This window comes from Rhizobacter sp. P2_G4, assembly GCF_056403575.1.
The window spans coordinates 19,392-34,215 of sequence record NZ_JBFUFG010000011.1; the positions used below are offsets into that span (position 1 = coordinate 19,392).

Annotated in this window: 15 protein-coding genes; 6 read left to right on the plus strand and 9 right to left on the minus strand. The window is 65.8% G+C overall.

Annotated elements, in window-relative coordinates:
• Genes AC1DYS_RS26725 through AC1DYS_RS26735 form a run of 3 tightly spaced genes read left to right on the plus strand, consistent with a single transcriptional unit; the run spans position 1 to position 1,949 of the window.
• Positions 1-396: a dihydroneopterin aldolase gene (locus AC1DYS_RS26725; RefSeq protein WP_477904598.1), complete on the plus strand. Its 396-nt coding sequence runs from the start codon at positions 1-3 to the stop codon at positions 394-396.
• On the plus strand, positions 396-1,313 hold the full coding sequence (gene ttcA / locus AC1DYS_RS26730; protein ID WP_477904599.1) for a tRNA 2-thiocytidine(32) synthetase TtcA: 918 nt from the start codon (positions 396-398) through the stop codon (positions 1,311-1,313). The genes AC1DYS_RS26725 and ttcA overlap by 1 nt, the downstream gene beginning before the upstream one ends.
• Before the next feature lie 42 nt (positions 1,314-1,355).
• Complete coding sequence (locus AC1DYS_RS26735) at positions 1,356-1,949, plus strand: DUF4136 domain-containing protein (RefSeq protein WP_477904600.1); 594 nt, start codon at positions 1,356-1,358, stop codon at positions 1,947-1,949.
• A gap of 37 nt (positions 1,950-1,986) precedes the next feature.
• Here AC1DYS_RS26735 and AC1DYS_RS26740 read toward each other — a convergent pair whose 3' ends face one another.
• Positions 1,987-2,865 (minus strand): DUF6279 family lipoprotein, encoded by an 879-nt coding sequence (locus AC1DYS_RS26740; protein WP_477904601.1) that lies wholly within the window; start codon positions 2,863-2,865, stop codon positions 1,987-1,989.
• Here AC1DYS_RS26740 and glmU point away from each other — a divergent pair.
• The gene (gene glmU / locus AC1DYS_RS26745) at positions 2,864-4,237 is read left to right on the plus strand and encodes a bifunctional UDP-N-acetylglucosamine diphosphorylase/glucosamine-1-phosphate N-acetyltransferase GlmU (RefSeq protein WP_477904602.1); all 1,374 of its coding nucleotides are present in this window, start codon (positions 2,864-2,866) and stop codon (positions 4,235-4,237) included. The two genes, AC1DYS_RS26740 and glmU, sit on opposite strands and share 2 nt — an antisense overlap.
• A gap of 35 nt (positions 4,238-4,272) precedes the next feature.
• Here glmU and AC1DYS_RS26750 read toward each other — a convergent pair whose 3' ends face one another.
• The 4 genes from AC1DYS_RS26750 to tsaB form a co-directional block, all read right to left on the minus strand.
• Positions 4,273-6,678: a putative bifunctional diguanylate cyclase/phosphodiesterase gene (locus AC1DYS_RS26750; RefSeq protein WP_477904603.1), complete on the minus strand. Its 2,406-nt coding sequence runs from the start codon at positions 6,676-6,678 to the stop codon at positions 4,273-4,275.
• Positions 6,679-6,746: 68 nt separating this feature from the next.
• On the minus strand, positions 6,747-7,517 hold the full coding sequence (locus AC1DYS_RS26755; RefSeq protein ID WP_477904604.1) for a uracil-DNA glycosylase: 771 nt from the start codon (positions 7,515-7,517) through the stop codon (positions 6,747-6,749).
• Positions 7,504-8,007, minus strand: a complete 504-nt coding sequence (gene rimI / locus AC1DYS_RS26760) for a ribosomal protein S18-alanine N-acetyltransferase (protein WP_477904605.1) — start codon at positions 8,005-8,007, stop codon at positions 7,504-7,506. Before rimI ends, AC1DYS_RS26755 begins: the two co-directional genes overlap by 14 nt.
• A gap of 100 nt (positions 8,008-8,107) precedes the next feature.
• A complete protein-coding gene (gene tsaB, locus AC1DYS_RS26765; RefSeq protein WP_477904606.1) occupies positions 8,108-8,830 on the minus strand; it encodes a tRNA (adenosine(37)-N6)-threonylcarbamoyltransferase complex dimerization subunit type 1 TsaB in 723 nt (240 codons plus the stop codon).
• A gap of 55 nt (positions 8,831-8,885) precedes the next feature.
• On the opposite strand from tsaB, the gene dacB reads away from it, so the two are divergent.
• Together dacB and AC1DYS_RS26775 are read left to right on the plus strand one after the other, a co-directional pair.
• Positions 8,886-10,454, plus strand: a complete 1,569-nt coding sequence (dacB, locus tag AC1DYS_RS26770; RefSeq protein ID WP_477904607.1) for a D-alanyl-D-alanine carboxypeptidase/D-alanyl-D-alanine endopeptidase — start codon at positions 8,886-8,888, stop codon at positions 10,452-10,454.
• 3 nt (positions 10,455-10,457) lie between these two features.
• Complete coding sequence (locus AC1DYS_RS26775) at positions 10,458-10,772, plus strand: SemiSWEET transporter (protein WP_477904608.1); 315 nt, start codon at positions 10,458-10,460, stop codon at positions 10,770-10,772.
• On the opposite strand, the gene AC1DYS_RS26780 is transcribed toward AC1DYS_RS26775, so the two are convergent.
• The 4 genes from AC1DYS_RS26780 to AC1DYS_RS26795 all read right to left on the minus strand — a co-directional run bounded on the left by AC1DYS_RS26780 (position 10,760) and on the right by AC1DYS_RS26795 (position 14,820).
• Positions 10,760-11,431 (minus strand): OmpW/AlkL family protein, encoded by a 672-nt coding sequence (locus AC1DYS_RS26780; RefSeq protein WP_477904609.1) that lies wholly within the window; start codon positions 11,429-11,431, stop codon positions 10,760-10,762. The two genes, AC1DYS_RS26775 and AC1DYS_RS26780, sit on opposite strands and share 13 nt — an antisense overlap.
• Positions 11,432-11,469: 38 nt before the next feature.
• A complete protein-coding gene (locus tag AC1DYS_RS26785; protein WP_477904610.1) occupies positions 11,470-12,564 on the minus strand; it encodes an SGNH/GDSL hydrolase family protein in 1,095 nt (364 codons plus the stop codon).
• Between the two features lie 180 nt (positions 12,565-12,744).
• Positions 12,745-13,782 (minus strand): SGNH/GDSL hydrolase family protein, encoded by a 1,038-nt coding sequence (locus tag AC1DYS_RS26790; RefSeq protein WP_477904611.1) that lies wholly within the window; start codon positions 13,780-13,782, stop codon positions 12,745-12,747.
• Between the two features lie 45 nt (positions 13,783-13,827).
• Positions 13,828-14,820, minus strand: a complete 993-nt coding sequence (locus AC1DYS_RS26795) for an L-threonylcarbamoyladenylate synthase (RefSeq protein ID WP_477904612.1) — start codon at positions 14,818-14,820, stop codon at positions 13,828-13,830.
• Positions 14,821-14,824: the final 4 nt, after the last annotated feature.

The following is a 14,824-nucleotide window of genomic DNA, read 5'->3' on the forward strand; positions in this document are numbered from 1 at the left end:
ATGCATTCCTTGTTGAGCCACCCCAGCCTGATGGACTGCCGGCGCCTTTTCTTGCGCAACTACGAGGTGTGGATCAACATCGGCGTGCATGATTTCGAGAAACGTGGCGAGCAGCGGGTGCTGATCAACGTGGACCTCTACATCCCGCTCGCGCTGTCGACGCCGAAGGAAGACGAGCTCGAAGAAGTGGTCGACTACGACTTCATGCGCCGCAGCATCGCCATCCGCGTGAAGCAAGGCCATGTGCACCTGCAAGAGACCCTGTGCGACGACGTGCTGGCGCTGATGCTGGCCCACCCGCGGGTCAAGGCCGCCAAGGTCTCGACCGAGAAACCCGATGTGTACCCCGACTGCGAAGCGGTCGGTTGTGAAGTGTTTGGATTGAAGGACATGTGATGAGCGCGGTACTGGAACAAGCTGAAGAAGCGAAGAAAGAAGCCTTCGAGATCAACAAGCTGAGCAAGCGCCTGCACCGCCAGGTGGGCCAGGCGATTGCCGACTTCAACATGATCGAAGACGGCGACAAGGTGATGGTCTGCGTGTCGGGCGGGAAGGACAGCTACGCGCTGCTCGACATCCTGCTCAACCTGCAGAAGCGCGCGCCGATTCGCTTCGAGCTGGTGGCGGTCAACCTCGACCAGAAGCAGCCGGGCTTTCCCGACCACGTGCTGCCCGAGTACCTGAAGGGCCTCGGCGTGCCCTTCCACATCGAGAACCAGGACACGTATTCCATCGTCAAGCGCCTCATCCCCGAGGGCAAGACCATGTGCAGCCTGTGCTCGCGGCTGCGCCGGGGCATCCTGTACCGGGTGGCCGGCGAACTGGGCGCGACCAAGGTGGCGCTCGGCCACCACCGCGACGACATGATTCAGACGCTGTTCATGAACATGTTCTTCGGCAGCCGCATGAAGGGCATGCCGCCCAAGCTGGTGAGCGACGACGGCAAGAACATCGTGATCCGCCCGCTGGCCTACGTGGCCGAGACCGACCTCGAGCGCTGGGCGGCGCACCGCGAGTTCCCGATCATCCCGTGCACGCTGTGCGGCAGCCAGGACAACCTCCAGCGCGTGCAGATCAAGCAGATGCTGCGCGATTGGGACAAGCGCTTCCCCGGCCGCATCGACAACCTCTTCACGGCCATGGGCAACATCACGCCCTCGCACATGATGGACCGGAACCTCTACCCCTTCACAACGCTCGAAACAACCGGCGTGCCCGATGCGGGCGGCGACCTGGCGTTCGATGCCGACGAAGGCTGCGCGCCGCCGGCCGTACCGGTCGACGGCACGGTCATCAAGTTCCAGGGGACCTGACCCGCTTCGCTCTTTGCCCGATTCTTTTGCCCGGAGGCTGATATGCGCTTGTCGACCTTTGCCCTGCTGAGCCTGCTGGCGGCCTTGACGGCTTGCGCGGGCATGAACGCCATCGAGAGCGACGTGTCCACCTACAGCCAGTGGCCCGCCGACCGCAAGGCGACCAGCTACGCCTTCGAGCGCCTGCCCTCGCAGCAGGCCCGCCCGCAGGAGCAGGCGCAGCTCGAAGCCACCGCGCGGCCGGCGCTGGCCCAGGCCGGCTTCGTCGAAGCAGCCGACCCGAAGGACGCCGACGTGACCGTGCAGGTGGGCGTGCGCATCTCGCGCACCGACCGCTACTACGACGACCCGTTCTGGTGGCGCGGCGGCAGCCCGTTCTATTCGCGCTGGGGTGCTCGCCCGTTCTGGGGACCGGGCGCCGGGCTGGCCTACGACAGCCCGCGCTACGACCGCGAAGTGGCGGTGCTGATCCGTGACCGCAAGACCAACCAGCCGCTTTACGAAGCACGCGCCAGCAACGACGGGCTGACCTCCGGCGGCGACCAGCTCACCGGGGCGATGTTCATTGCCGCGATGAAGGACTTCCCGCACAACGGCATCAACCCGCGCCGGATCACGGTGCCGCTGCCGGGCTGAGGTTCAGAGCCGTCCGGCCCAGCTGTCTCGGGCCGGGCTAACGGGCGTCAGCCGCGAGTGAGCGGGCGTCTTCTTCCCACGACTTGAGCTTCTTCACCGCCGCGAGCCGCTGCTCGCGGCTGGTGCTGTTGTGCAGCTGCGCCGCGAGGTTGCAGTTGTACTCGTACAAGCGAGCCTGGTAGCTGGTGTAGACCTCGCGCGGCGAGCGCTGCACGTGCTGCACCAGCACCCGCAGCGCCGCCAGTGTCTGGTCGGGTGGCGAATGTTCCGTGACCAGGCGGCGCAGCGTCTTCAATGCGTCCTGCTGGCGCAGCATGCGCTCGCCCAGCCACAGCTGCGGATCGAAAGGCGACGCAGCCACGCCCTTGGCCAGCATCTCGTGCTGGGCATCGTCCAGGCTGCCGTACAGCATCTCGGCGCGGTCGACGGCGCGGTCGACCGATTTCTTCAGCCGCTCTTCAAGGTCGCTCTGCAGATAGTCGGCGCGAAACTCCTTGTTGACCTTGGCGTACTTGCGCTCGATGTGGGTGATCTGCTGCAGCGTGAGGCTTTGCACCGTCTCCACCGCCATGGGCAGCGCGCGCTCGAGCATCGGGTCGAGGCGGCCCCAGGCCTCGTCATAGAGGCGGCATACCTGGCCAGGTGACACGCGCTCCAGCGCCTGCGGCTGGAGCCGGGCCAGGAACTGCGCGTAGTCGGGCAGCTGGGTGGCGCGGTGCCAGCGGAACCAGTCGTTGATGACCTCGCGTGCCCGGGGGGTCTGCGCTTCGTTGAAGTCGACGTAGCCGTCGAGCCACCAGAAGCTGAGTTCGGGCGCCTGGCCGTAGAGAAACCGCGTGGCGCCGCAGCCGGACAACAGGCTGGCCATGACCAGCGCCGAACCGATAATCAATGAACTCCAAAAAGGACGTTGCATGGCGCTCGACATCGTGATCATGGCCGCGGGCAAAGGCACCCGCATGAAATCCAGACTGCCCAAGGTACTGCATACGTTGGCCGGTCGCAGTTTATTGCAGCATGTGCTGCAAACGGCGGCATCGCTGGGCGCTGACCGCATCATCACCATCACCGGCCATGGCGCCGAGCAGGTCGAGGCCGCGGTGCAGGCGCCGAAGCTCAAGTTCGTGCGCCAGATGCCGCAACTGGGCACCGGCCATGCCGTGCAGCAGGCCGTGCCGGCGCTGCACGCCGAAGGCACCACGCTGATCCTGAACGGCGACGTGCCGCTGATCACCGCCGCCACGGCCCGTGCCCTGGTCGACGCCTGCGGCGGCAGCAAGCTCGCGCTGCTGACCATCGAGCTTGCCGACCCGAGCGGCTATGGCCGCATCGTGCGGCAAGGTGACGCCGTGCGCGCCATCGTCGAGCACAAGGATGCGAGCGCCGAGCAACGCCAGATCCGCGAGATCTACACCGGCATCATGGCCGTGCCCACGGCCGCGCTGAAGCGCTGGCTCGCTGGGTTGAAGAACGACAACACCCAGGGCGAGTACTACCTGACCGACATCGTCGCGATGGCCGTGGCCGACGGCACGCCGGTGGTGGCAGCGCAACCCGCGAGCGAGGCCGAGGTGCTGGGCGTGAACAGCCCGGCGCAGCTCGCCGACCTGGAGAGGCGCCTGCAGCGAACGCTGGCCGATCGCTTCATGGAAGCAGGCGTGCGCCTGGCCGACCCGGCGCGCTTCGACGTGCGCGGCGAGCTGCATTGCGGCAGCGATGTCGAGATCGACGTCGGCTGCATCTTCGAGGGCCAGGTGGTGCTGGGCAACGACGTGCGCATCGGCGCGCACTGCGTGGTCCGCAACGCCCGCATTGCCGACAACGCGGTGATCCACCCCTTCACGCACATCGATGGCGACACGCAAGGCGTGAAGGTCGGCGCCGGTTCGCTGATCGGCCCGTTCGCCCGCCTTCGGCCGGGGGCCGACCTGGCGGAAGACGTGCACATCGGCAACTTCGTCGAGGTGAAGAACTCCACGCTGGCCAAGGGCGCCAAGGCCAACCACCTGGCCTACCTGGGCGACACCACGGTCGGCGAGCGGGTCAACTACGGCGCTGGCAGCATCACTGCCAACTACGACGGCGCCAACAAGCACCGCACGGTGATCGGCAACGACGTGCACGTGGGCAGTAACACGGTGCTGATCGCCCCCATCACCATCGGCGACGGCGCCACCATCGGCGGCGGCTCGACCATCAGCAAGAACGTGGCGGCAGGCGAACTGGCGGTGGCGCGCGGCAAGCAGATGTCGATCGCCGGCTGGACGCGGCCGGTCAAGAAGCGCTGAGGGGTCCCGCGTTCTCGCGTCTTCCCACCCTCGCCTCAGCGCCGGGCAGCCACCCAGTCCTGGAATTCGGCCAAGGTCAGCGGTTGGCTGATCAAGAGGCCTTGCAGCTCATCGCAATCGAGCCGCTTGAGGAAGGCGCGTTGCGCTTCGGTCTCGACACCTTCGGCAATCACTGACAGCCCGAGGCCACGGGCCATCTGCACGATCGCCCGGGCGATGGCAGCCGAATCGCTTTCGGTCGGCAGACCCAGCACGAACGAGCGGTCGATCTTCATCTTGTCGATCGGCAGCTCTTTCAAGTGAGCGAGCGACGAGTAGCCGGTGCCGAAATCGTCGACCGAGATGCGGATTCCCAGGTCCTTCAGCTCGCGCAGCTTGCGCTTCACCTCGGGCAGGTCGTCCATCAGCATGCGCTCGGTAAGTTCGAGCTCGAGCAAATCGCCGGTCACGCCTTCTTCGGCGAGCAGCTGCTCGATCAGCGCGGTGAAGCCGCTGGTCTGGAACTGCACACTCGACAGGTTGACCGCCACCGGCACGTTCACCAAGCCATCGGCATGCCACTGACGCGCGCAGCGGGCCGCTTCGCGTAACACCCACTGCCCGATGGGCAACATGAGCCGCTGCTGCTCGGCCAGCGTGATGAAGGCGTCGGGCAACAGCAGCCCGCGCTCGGGGTGATTCCAGCGGATCAGCGCTTCGGCGCCGACCAGCACGCCGTCGCTCGCACGCACCTGCGGCTGAAAGTGCAGCACGAACTCGCCACGCGCCAGCGCCTGCGCCATCTGGCTTTCGAGCACCAGCGCGTCATAGGCCGAGCTCGCCATCTCGGGCGTGAAGAACTGGAAGTTGGCACGCCCCCGCGACTTGGCGAGGTACATCGCGGTGTCGGCGTTCTTGATGAGGTCGTCGGCCGTCTCGCCGTCGTGCGGGAACATCGACATGCCGATCGACGGCGTGACCGAGATCAGCCGCCCGTCGGCATTCACCGGCACCTCGATCGCGGTGAGCAGCTTCTGCGCCACTTCTTCCACGTCCATGCGCTGCAGCGTGCGTGGCAGCAGCACGATGAACTCGTCACCACCGAAGCGCGCCACCACGTCGGTGGTGCGCAGGCTTTCGGTGATGCGCCGCGCGATCGTCTGCAGCAGCGTGTCGCCGACCAGGTGGCCCAGCGAGTCGTTGACTCGCTTGAAGTGGTCGAGGTCGATGAAGAGCAGCGCCACCTGCGAATCGTCGCGGCGCGCGGTCGCGATCATGTGGCCTAGGTGCTCCATCAGGCTCAGCCGGTTGGGCAGGCCGGTCAACGCATCGTTGTGCGCCATGTGCCGGATGTGCGCCTGCGCAGCATGGCGGTCGCGGATGTCGCGCACGATGCTCATGCGCATGCGCTCGCCGTGGCGCTCGATGGTGCGCACGATGAACTCGACTGGCAGGCGGCGGCCGTCCTTGTGCAGCACGACGCTTTCGTAGGCCGTTTCTTCACCGGCCTGCATGGTGGTGGCGATGCGGGTCACCTGGTCCGCCGGCACGAAGTCGAAGATCTGCCGGCCGATCAATTCGTCGTGTGTATAGCCGACCAGCTCGCACAGCGGTTCGTTGGCATCGGTGAGGCAACCGTCCTTGTGAAAGAGGATGCCTTCGACGCTGGCCTGCATGAACTTGCTGAGGCGCTCTTCGGATTCACGCACCGATTGCTCGGCCAGGCGGTGCTTGCTGATATCGGTGATCAGCACGAAGGCGGCGATCAGCGTGCCGTCGGGCGCGAGGTGGGGAATCAGGTTCACTTCGAGCCACAGGCGCCGGCCGTCGGCACCGCGCAATTCGCGTTCGTACGACGTGGGCTTGTGCTCCGACAGCAGGTAGTCGACGTAGGGCTGGATGGCCGCGGCCGCCTCTTCGCCGATGATCTGCGCGAAGGTGCGCCCGATCACCGAACGCTCGTCGAAGCCGAAGGTCTGCGCGTACAGCTTGTTGGCGAACAGGCAGCGGAAGGTTCCGGCTTCGAAATACGAGATCAGCACCGGCAGGTTGTCGGCCAGCAGCTGGAACTGGTCGGCACGGCCGCGTGCCGACAACTCAGCCAGCCGGGCCTCCGTCATGTCGTGGACCGCGCACAGATAGCAACCATGTGATGGCAGCCAGCGCGCGCTGCAATCGAGCCACGCGTCGGCCCACGACGAGCTGCGCGAACGCGGCATGCGCAGGTTGAGCGTGAAGTCGCGCTGCCCCTGCAGGCTGGTGGAGAGAGCCGTTGCCGAGTCGGCGCTCAGCAGGGTCGGCAGCTTGAGACCGGCGTCAGTGGTGTGCGAAACGCCGGTGAACTCGGCGAACGCGCGGTTGGTACGCAGCACGACGCCGTCGGTCGACAACCACACCAGCATGCAAGGCAGGGTGTCTGCGTCAGGCAGATCGCTGTCGCGCATGGAGGGCAGTTGGATCATGGAGGGCGGGTCGCTCGCAAGCAGGGCCGTGTGTCGCCCATGATACCGGGCACCCTGCCGCGGCTCCGTTAGCGCGGCTGCAACGCTTCTTTCGCGAGGCAGAGATCGTCCCAGGAGCGGGACTTGTCTTCCGGGTTGCGCAGCAGGTAGGCTGGGTGATACGTCACCACCAACGGCACGCCCTGGTACTGGTGCACACGCCCACGCAAGCGGCCGATCGGCTCGGTGCTGCGCAACAGGCTTTGCACCGCGAAGCGCCCCATCGCGAGGATCATGCGCGGCTGCACCAACGCGATCTGGCGGATAAGAAAAGGCTCGCATTGCGCGAGCTCGGCCGGCTCGGGGTTGCGGTTGCCGGGGGGGCGGCACTTCACGGTGTTGGCGATGTAGACCTGCTGATCGGCCGGCGCCTCGCCGCGCGTGAGACCCACGGCACGCAGCATGTTGTCGAGCAGCTGGCCCGACTTGCCGACGAAGGGTTCGCCCTTCAGATCTTCCTGCTCGCCGGGTGCCTCGCCGACGATCATCCAGTGCGCGCGCTCGTTGCCCACGCCGAACACCGTCTGCTTGCGGCCGGTGCACAGCTTGCAGGCGGTGCAACCGGAGACTGCTTCGCGCAGTTCGGGCCAGTCCATGGTGTCGAGGTGCAGCGGGCGCGAGCCGGGCTCGGCTTGCAACACGGCCACCGGCGCCTCGCGCGTAGCTGCGGGGGCTGGCGTCTCGGCAGCCATCAGCCGCGCTGGAGGTGCAGGCTCCACGGGCAGCGCCGCCTCGGCCGGGCTCCAGACGCGGATGCCCATCTCGTCCAGCATCGCGACCTGGCGTTCACTCCATCCCATCACGCGCTCCCGTCAACACCAGGCTCATCACCACCGCGTCTTCGCGCCCGCTCGCATGGGTGTGGCGCGCAGCAGGGTAGTAGCCTCGGCGCAACCCGATGTGCTTGAAGCCGTAGCGCTCATAGACCGCACGTGCGCGCGCGTTGCTCTCGCGCACCTCGAGCCAGATCTGCTGCGCCTTGCGCGCACGGGCGAGAACACACAGCTCGTCGAGCATGAAGCGCGCGTGGCCCTGACCCCAGGCGCCCGGGGTCACGGTGATGTTGAGCAGGTGCAATTCGTCCACGCCTTCCATCGCGATGAAGTAGCCGAGCAGTTCACCTTGCCGGCCGTACAACACCTGCGAGGGGTAGCCGGCGGCGAGCGAATCGATGAAGTTGCCGCGCGTCCACGGAAAGGCGTAGGCCTGCTGCTCGATCGCGAGCAAAGCGTCGAGCTGCTTCACCGTCATCGGCAACAGCAGCCGCTCATCGCGCAGCACGGCACTCATGACCACCCCTCGTCCAACGAGTACGTTGGGCGATCCCCCAAGGGGCTGCGGGCCGGCTTGGGAGCGGCCCAGCGCTCGTCCCGCCACATCTGACGATGCATCACGACAACGCCTCCTTGGCAAGCCGGATGGCCTCGCGCTCGACGGTCGTCTGCGCCACCTTGTCGCGCAGGTAGACCGGCAGCGCATGGGCGGCGTCCACGGCAGCACCATCGGTCCACAGTTGTTGTGCGACCTGCATCAGCGCTTCGGCCCGCGAGCGCGTTTGAGGCAGGCGCTTGGCAGCACGCGTGTTCAGTCGATCACCGAAAGCATCGAGCGCGGAGCCTGCGACAACCGTCGGCGGTTCGGCTTTCCAACGTTCATTGAGAGCCTCGACGGCGTACAGGGCCGGCGCGCTCTGCACCGTCCAGCGCCCGCCCTGGCAGCGGTAAGCGCCGGCGTAGATCTCGTCCATGCGCGCGTCCATCGCGACCCAGACGTCGAGCGAGGCTGCGTCCGGCAATTGGCTGTGTGCGTCCTGCGCGACCAGCAGCAGGCTGTCCACCGCGAGGACCGGCTTGTTCGCACCGAAGGCCAGGCCTTGCGCCACCGAGCAGGCCGTGCGCAGGCCGGTGAAGGCGCCAGGCCCACAGCCGAATGCAATGGCATCGAGCTGCGCCAGCGTGCAACTGGCTTCGTCCAGCAGAGCCAGGATGTCGGGAATCAGCCGTGCCGAGGCTTGTGCGCCACCGACGGCCTCGCGCACGAGCAGGCCCTGCGGTGATTGCAGGGCGATGCTCATCGCTTCGGTGGAGGTGTCGAACGCCAGCAAATACGCCATGCCCGAAGTCTACCGGCCGACCATCGCCCGACGGCCTGCGTGCGATCATTCCCCCATGTCGTTTGCCTTGTTTCTGCGCGGCCTTGCCGCTGCCGTTTTGCTCATACAGGCCGCCGTTGCGACTGCCGCGCCGGCCCCGCTGCCCTTCGAGGTCGAGACCGCCCTGCAGCGTGCCGGCGTCCCGCGCGAATCGATGGTGGCCGTCGTGCATGAAGTCGGCGCCAGCGCGCCGCGCCTGGCCTGGCAACCTCAACAGCCGATGAACCCGGCATCGCTGATGAAGCTGGTGACGACCACGGCGGCGCTCGATCTGCTTGGGCCGGCCTGGAGCTGGACCACGCCGGTGTGGATCCAGGGGACCACGCTGAACGGCGTGCTGGAAGGCAACCTGGTGATCAAGGGCACAGGCGACCCACGGTTCGTGCAAGAGCGCCTGTGGCTGCTGCTGCGCCGTGTGCAGCAGCTGGGCGTGCGCGAAATCCGGGGCGACATCGTGCTCGACCGCAGCGCCTTCAGTCTGCCACCCCATGACGCCGCGGAGTTCGACAACGAACCCTATCGTCCGTCGAACGTCGGGCCTGATGCGCTGCTGCTCAACTACAAATCGGTGCTGCTGACCTTCACGCCCGACGTGGCGCGAGGCATCGCCATCGTCTCGAGCGAGCCCCCGCTGTCGGGCGTGCGCGTCGACCTGAGCGTGCCCTTGTCCAACGGCGTGTGCGACGACTGGCGTGGCGCGCTGCGGCCCGATTTCACCGACCCGCTGCGCATCCGCTTTCTCGGCCACTACGCCGCGAGCTGTGTCGAGAAGCAATGGCCCGTGGCCTATGCCGACCCGAAGAGTTTCAACGCCCGTGCACTCGCCGGGCTGTGGCGAGAAATGGGCGGCAAGCTGGTCGGCCGCGTGCGCGATGGCCTCGCGCCAAGCGACCCACCGAGCTTCGAGCTGAGCTCGCCGCCGCTGGCCGAGATGATCAGGGACATCAACAAGTTCAGCAACAACGTGATGGCGCAGCAGCTGTTCTTGACGCTGGCGCTGATGCAGCGCGGCACGGGCACACCCGAGCAGGCGCGCGACATGATGAGCATGTGGCTCGCCGAACGCTATGGCGACGATGCGCGCGGTGCGGTGATCGACAACGGCTCGGGCCTATCTCGCAACGGGCGCGTCACCGCGCAACTGCTGTCACGCATGCTGCGCTCCACCTTCGCCGGACCTGTCATGCCCGAGCTGATGAGCTCGCTGCCGGTGACCGGCGTCGACGGCACCATGCGCCGCTCGCGCAACAGCGCCACCGGGCGTGCCCACCTGAAAACCGGCTCGCTGCGCGACGTGACCGGCATGGCCGGTTATGTGCTGAGCGCCGGCGGGCGGCGCTATGTGTTGGTGGGGATCATCAACCACCCAAACGCGGCAGCGGCACGGCCCGCACTCGAGGCGCTGGTGCAATGGGCCGCGAGTGATGTCGCGCCACCGTTGCCGCCTGTTCCGCTGCCGGAACTGCCGCCTGAGTTGCCGCCGGCGACCGCACCAGAGCCCGTCACCATGCCGCCACCCACCCCGCCGCCGGTGCCTGCGTCGGCACCCTTGCCGGCTTCGCCACCCGAGCCCGACGCAGACTGAGCAATGAACTACCTCACCGAATGGCTGGGCTACTCTGCCGCAGCGCTGACCACCGGCTCGTTCGCGCTGCAGGCTTGGCACACCTTCCGCACACGCGACGTGAGCGGCATCTCGCTCGGCATGTACAGCGCCTTCACGCTGGGCGTGGCGCTGTGGCTTGTTTATGGCCTGCTGCTGAACTCATGGCCGATGACTCTCGCCAACACCATCACGCTGCTGATGGCAGCGAGCATTCTGGTGATGAAGATCACCATCGATACCCGGCGCCGCAGGCGAGCCCGCAAGGGCCTGCCTGCGAACAGCGTTCAGAACCTGTAGCCAATCGACAGGTGAGTCGACACCGGGTCGAGCCTGGTGTCGATGCTCTGACCTGTCGACAAGGTGTTCGTGTTCTTCAGGTAGGTCTTGATGACGCCAGCGTCGAGGTACCAGCGCTCGTCGATCTTGAATGTCAGACCCAGCTGGGCCGACACGCCGAAGGCCGAGTCGGCCGACATCTTCGTCGGCGGGCCGCCCGGGTTGGTGAGCGCCGTCAGCGTGCCCGAGCCTTCTTCGTCAAAGAAGTAGGCATAGGTCAGGCCGAGACCCACGTACGGGCGGAAGACCGACGCGGCCGGCAAGAAACGGTACTGCGCAAACAGAGTGGGTGACACCTGCTTCACCGTACCGAGCTTGCCCACGCCCGACAGCGCGCCCGCGCCGACCACATCGTGCTTGTAGGGCAGGCCGGCGTAGAACTCGAGTGAGGTTTCGTCGGTGAGCATGTAGGCGAGGGTGAGAATGGCTGAATTCGCCGCCTTCACGTCGATCTTGCTGTTGGGCAAGCTGGGGGCCGAGAGATCACTGCTCTTGACCTGTGGATCGATGCGGTTGAAACCGCCTTTCACCATCCAGGTACCGGCCGATTGGGCCAGTGCGGCCGAGCTGCCGAGCAGCGTCATCGCGGCCAGTGCGAAGGTCTTGATGCCATGCGTCATGGAAATGTCCTTGAGATGTTCAGTTCACGCCCGACGGCTCACAGCCAGCCGGACTCGATCATGCGTTTGGTGACGAACTGCGCGAGCAGTTGGTAGGCGAACGGCGTGGGGTGCACGGTGTCAGCAAACTCGTAGTGCGAGGTGTCGCCGGCGATCAAGGTGTTGGTGCTGCAGACCAGCGAACTGGCGAAGGGCATCGTCTTCGTGTTGGCCGTGTTCGCGTTGGTCAAGTCGCAGGCCGGGGTCGTCACGTTGGTCAGGCCGTAGGTGCCGGGGTTCGCGACTTGGTCGCGGCCCTGCGTGTAGGCGTCGACCTCGAGAACACCCGACACATCGGCGAGACCGGCATGCAATTGCGAGTTGAAGGTGGTCGTCATCGTGTTGATCAGGCCTTGCACCTGCGCACTCTGCGAATAGGCGAGCGGCGTCTGGCTCACGTCGGGCAAGTTGACCACCACGACGCGCTTCGCGCCCTTGGCCACGATCAGGTTCTTGATGTAAGCCGCGAGCTCACCTCCGGCCTGACCCATGGCCGTCACGGCCTGCGTCGGCGTCGCTTGGCCCGCACTCACGGCAGCGAGGTTGATGAACACGTCGTTGCCGCCCGCCATGACCGTCACCAACTCGGTACCGCTGAACGTGCCACCGACAGCGGTCAGGTGGTTGTTGATCTGCGTCACAACCGGAACGGTGAGCTGGCCCACATAGCCGCTGGTGTCACCCGCAGCAATCAGCGCCTTGTTGCCCGGGCCCACCGGGTTGGTGACGCGCGCGCCGCCTTGTGCATAGCCATAGCAACCGGTGTGGGTTGCGCTGGCTTCGGCGAAGCCCACGAGCGGCCCCGATGATTCGAGGCCCGTCTGTGCGGCACACGGGGCGCCGGTTCCGAGTTGGCCCGCCACCAGCTCCGTCCAGTTCTTGCCGGACGGGCCGTTGACGGTGTACTTGCCGCCCCCCGTCGCGACCTTCAGGTTCGTTGTGGCGTAGGTGCCGACATCGCTCAGGCTGTCGCCGAACGACACCATGGCACTGTAGTGAACCCGCGAACTCTGATCGCCATCACCGCCGCCACCGCACGCTGCCAACAACAGCGACACGGCACTCGCCACGCCCAGGAACCGAATGAACTTCATGCCAACCTTTCAATGAGTCTTAGAAAGAACGAACGGTCGTTCTATTTCCGGAGGCCACTATAGATTCTGTCGTCGAAAGTCCGGCAGCGGGGAAACCCCCTGGACATGACGAGGTGAGGCTCTAAATGCAAGCAGCGCCGGGACGCGGCGCTGTTGGTTCAGGTGGCGTTCAGAGAATTGTCAGAACGGGTTGTTGCGCGCGCGAGATTCGGCCGCCGATCCGAGACGGGACTGGGCGTTCGGACCCAGGTGTGTGTCATCGGCCCACAGCCACGCAGCACCATAAGTGAGGCCCGCACTCGAATCCTGCGTCGTTGTCTGATCGCATTGAAGAAGCTGTTCCACCGTCGTCGTTCCGCAAGCCCCTTGAGTGGTATTGGTGATGCCGTAGAGAGACGGATTGTTCGTCATGGAAAGGATCAGTTCGTCAGCGAGGATCAAGCCCACCGCACGGCCGCCATCGCGAACGTCTTGCAACTTCAGGCGTAAACGAGTGTTGAACTCGGTACTCATTGTGCTGAGCAAAGCCGCGCGACCTTCGCCGGGGTTCGCCGCTTCTTCTTTAGCGGCAAAGGGAGAGAGTCCCATGTTAGGGATGGTGGAGACGATGACCTTGGCGCCCCGGTCAGTGATGCGCACCACCTGAGCACCGACCTCGGTCCCTGCTTGGCGGGCAGCTTCGATCAGGGCACTCGAATTGGCCGTCGGGCTGGGCTGGTTCGATGTGTACAGCTCGATGATGTCGTTCATGCCAGCCATCACCGTCACCAGATCGTTGCTGCCGAAAGTGCCGTTGTTGCCGGCCGTGAACAAGTCGATCTGAGCCCCGAGCTCCGTCGCTTTGGCACCCTTCGCAGCCCGCATCTCGCCATTGGCTGTTGTGGCACTACCAGCGCATTCCGGGAACAGAAGGCCAAAACCAGCAGCCATTTGTTGCACCCAGATGGCGTTCGAGGCGCATGTAATCTTCGTCGGAGATACCGGGATGACGACGCTGGGGTTGACAGACGTATCAGTGAAGAACTCGACCCCGTTGACGGTGTACTTGCGCCCCTGGCCGTCAGAACTCGACTCGATGGCACTCGTTTCGTCTCCAAAGGCGATCACACGCTTGGGCACAAAAGCCTCGATCTGCGTGCCGCCCCCGCACGACGTCAGCATCGCCACGACCACTGCAGCCATCACGGCACTGCGCACCACATCCAACTTGAACTTCATGAACACTCCAAAAATCGATTTGGGCAGGGGAAGAAGGCCGAAGCGTCAAGCCGCTGCAGCGCGCTGCAGCCGGTCTCGAACGCCATCCCACTCGGGAGTGGCGGGAGGCTCTTCAACCCAGATGAGATGCGCGTTCTGGTCATCCAGTTCACGCAAGACTGAAAACAATTCGTGCGCTGCAGGCGCAGGCTCGGCGGGCATGTGCCGGTAGATGGCGCCCGCCGCCACGCTTCGCGGCACGGTGCGGCAATATACCGCCAGCTTCAGTTCAGACACCTTGGCCGGATTGCCGAGAACCTGCAGCGCCGCGCGCAGCATCGCCGCGGGCATCAGCCGCAGCTTGGCGCGGGGCGCGTAGTGCGCCTCCAGGGTCCCGGAAGCACGTGGTGCGGCGTCATCGCGATCAAGCACCGCTTCACCGACGATGGCCTCCAAGCGGCCGCGAGTCAGCAAACCCGGGCGCAGCAAGACCGGATGCCCTCGGGAGCAATCGACGATGGCCGACTCGATACCGCCCTGGCTGGCGCCACCGTCCAGCACGAGGAGTTGGTCTCCCAATTCGTCCACCACATGACGTGCATGCGTGGGGCTGATGCGGCCGAAGCGGTTAGCGCTCGGCGCGGCGACGCCTTTGACACCGAGCGCGCTCGCCTCTCGCAACAGCGCCTGGGCTACTGGGTGATCCGGACAACGCAGCCCGATGCTGGATTGCCCGCCTGCCGATGCTGATGCCATGTCCGACCGCCGTGGCACGACGACCGTCAGCGGCCCGGGCCACAAGGCTTTGGTCAGTCGGCGCGCTGCCGTCGGCCACTCACTGGCAAATGCAAGCGCGTCCTCAGGCGTGGCCACGTGGACGATCAGCGGATGATCCGCCGGCCGGCCTTTCGCAGCAAAAATCTTGGCCACGGCTGCGTCGTCGTCGGCGCGCGCACCGAGACCATAGACCGTCTCGGTGGGAAAGGCGACCAGATCGCCTGCGGCGAGCGCCTGTGCAGCTTGCGCGATGGCGCCGCCATCCTTTGCGTTCAGCAGCATCGTC

Bases quoted from the DNA above. Each gene is read 5' to 3' on its own strand.
- AC1DYS_RS26775 (WP_477904608.1), top strand. From the start codon at position 10,458: ATGAACTACCTCACCGAATGGCTGGGCTACTCTGCCGCAGCGCTGACC.
- AC1DYS_RS26790 (WP_477904611.1), bottom strand. From the start codon at position 13,782: ATGAAGTTCAAGTTGGATGTGGTGCGCAGTGCCGTGATGGCTGCAGTG.
- AC1DYS_RS26750 (WP_477904603.1), bottom strand. From the start codon at position 6,678: ATGATCCAACTGCCCTCCATGCGCGACAGCGATCTGCCTGACGCAGAC.
- AC1DYS_RS26725 (WP_477904598.1), top strand. From the start codon at position 1: ATGCATTCCTTGTTGAGCCACCCCAGCCTGATGGACTGCCGGCGCCTT.
- glmU (WP_477904602.1), top strand. From the start codon at position 2,864: ATGGCGCTCGACATCGTGATCATGGCCGCGGGCAAAGGCACCCGCATG.
- AC1DYS_RS26735 (WP_477904600.1), top strand. From the start codon at position 1,356: ATGCGCTTGTCGACCTTTGCCCTGCTGAGCCTGCTGGCGGCCTTGACG.
- AC1DYS_RS26795 (WP_477904612.1), bottom strand. From the start codon at position 14,820: ATGCTGCTGAACGCAAAGGATGGCGGCGCCATCGCGCAAGCTGCACAG.
- AC1DYS_RS26785 (WP_477904610.1), bottom strand. From the start codon at position 12,564: ATGAAGTTCATTCGGTTCCTGGGCGTGGCGAGTGCCGTGTCGCTGTTG.
- rimI (WP_477904605.1), bottom strand. From the start codon at position 8,007: ATGAGTGCCGTGCTGCGCGATGAGCGGCTGCTGTTGCCGATGACGGTG.
- dacB (WP_477904607.1), top strand. From the start codon at position 8,886: ATGTCGTTTGCCTTGTTTCTGCGCGGCCTTGCCGCTGCCGTTTTGCTC.
- ttcA (WP_477904599.1), top strand. From the start codon at position 396: ATGAGCGCGGTACTGGAACAAGCTGAAGAAGCGAAGAAAGAAGCCTTC.
- AC1DYS_RS26755 (WP_477904604.1), bottom strand. From the start codon at position 7,517: ATGGGATGGAGTGAACGCCAGGTCGCGATGCTGGACGAGATGGGCATC.
- tsaB (WP_477904606.1), bottom strand. From the start codon at position 8,830: ATGGCGTATTTGCTGGCGTTCGACACCTCCACCGAAGCGATGAGCATC.
- AC1DYS_RS26740 (WP_477904601.1), bottom strand. From the start codon at position 2,865: ATGCAACGTCCTTTTTGGAGTTCATTGATTATCGGTTCGGCGCTGGTC.
- AC1DYS_RS26780 (WP_477904609.1), bottom strand. From the start codon at position 11,431: ATGACGCATGGCATCAAGACCTTCGCACTGGCCGCGATGACGCTGCTC.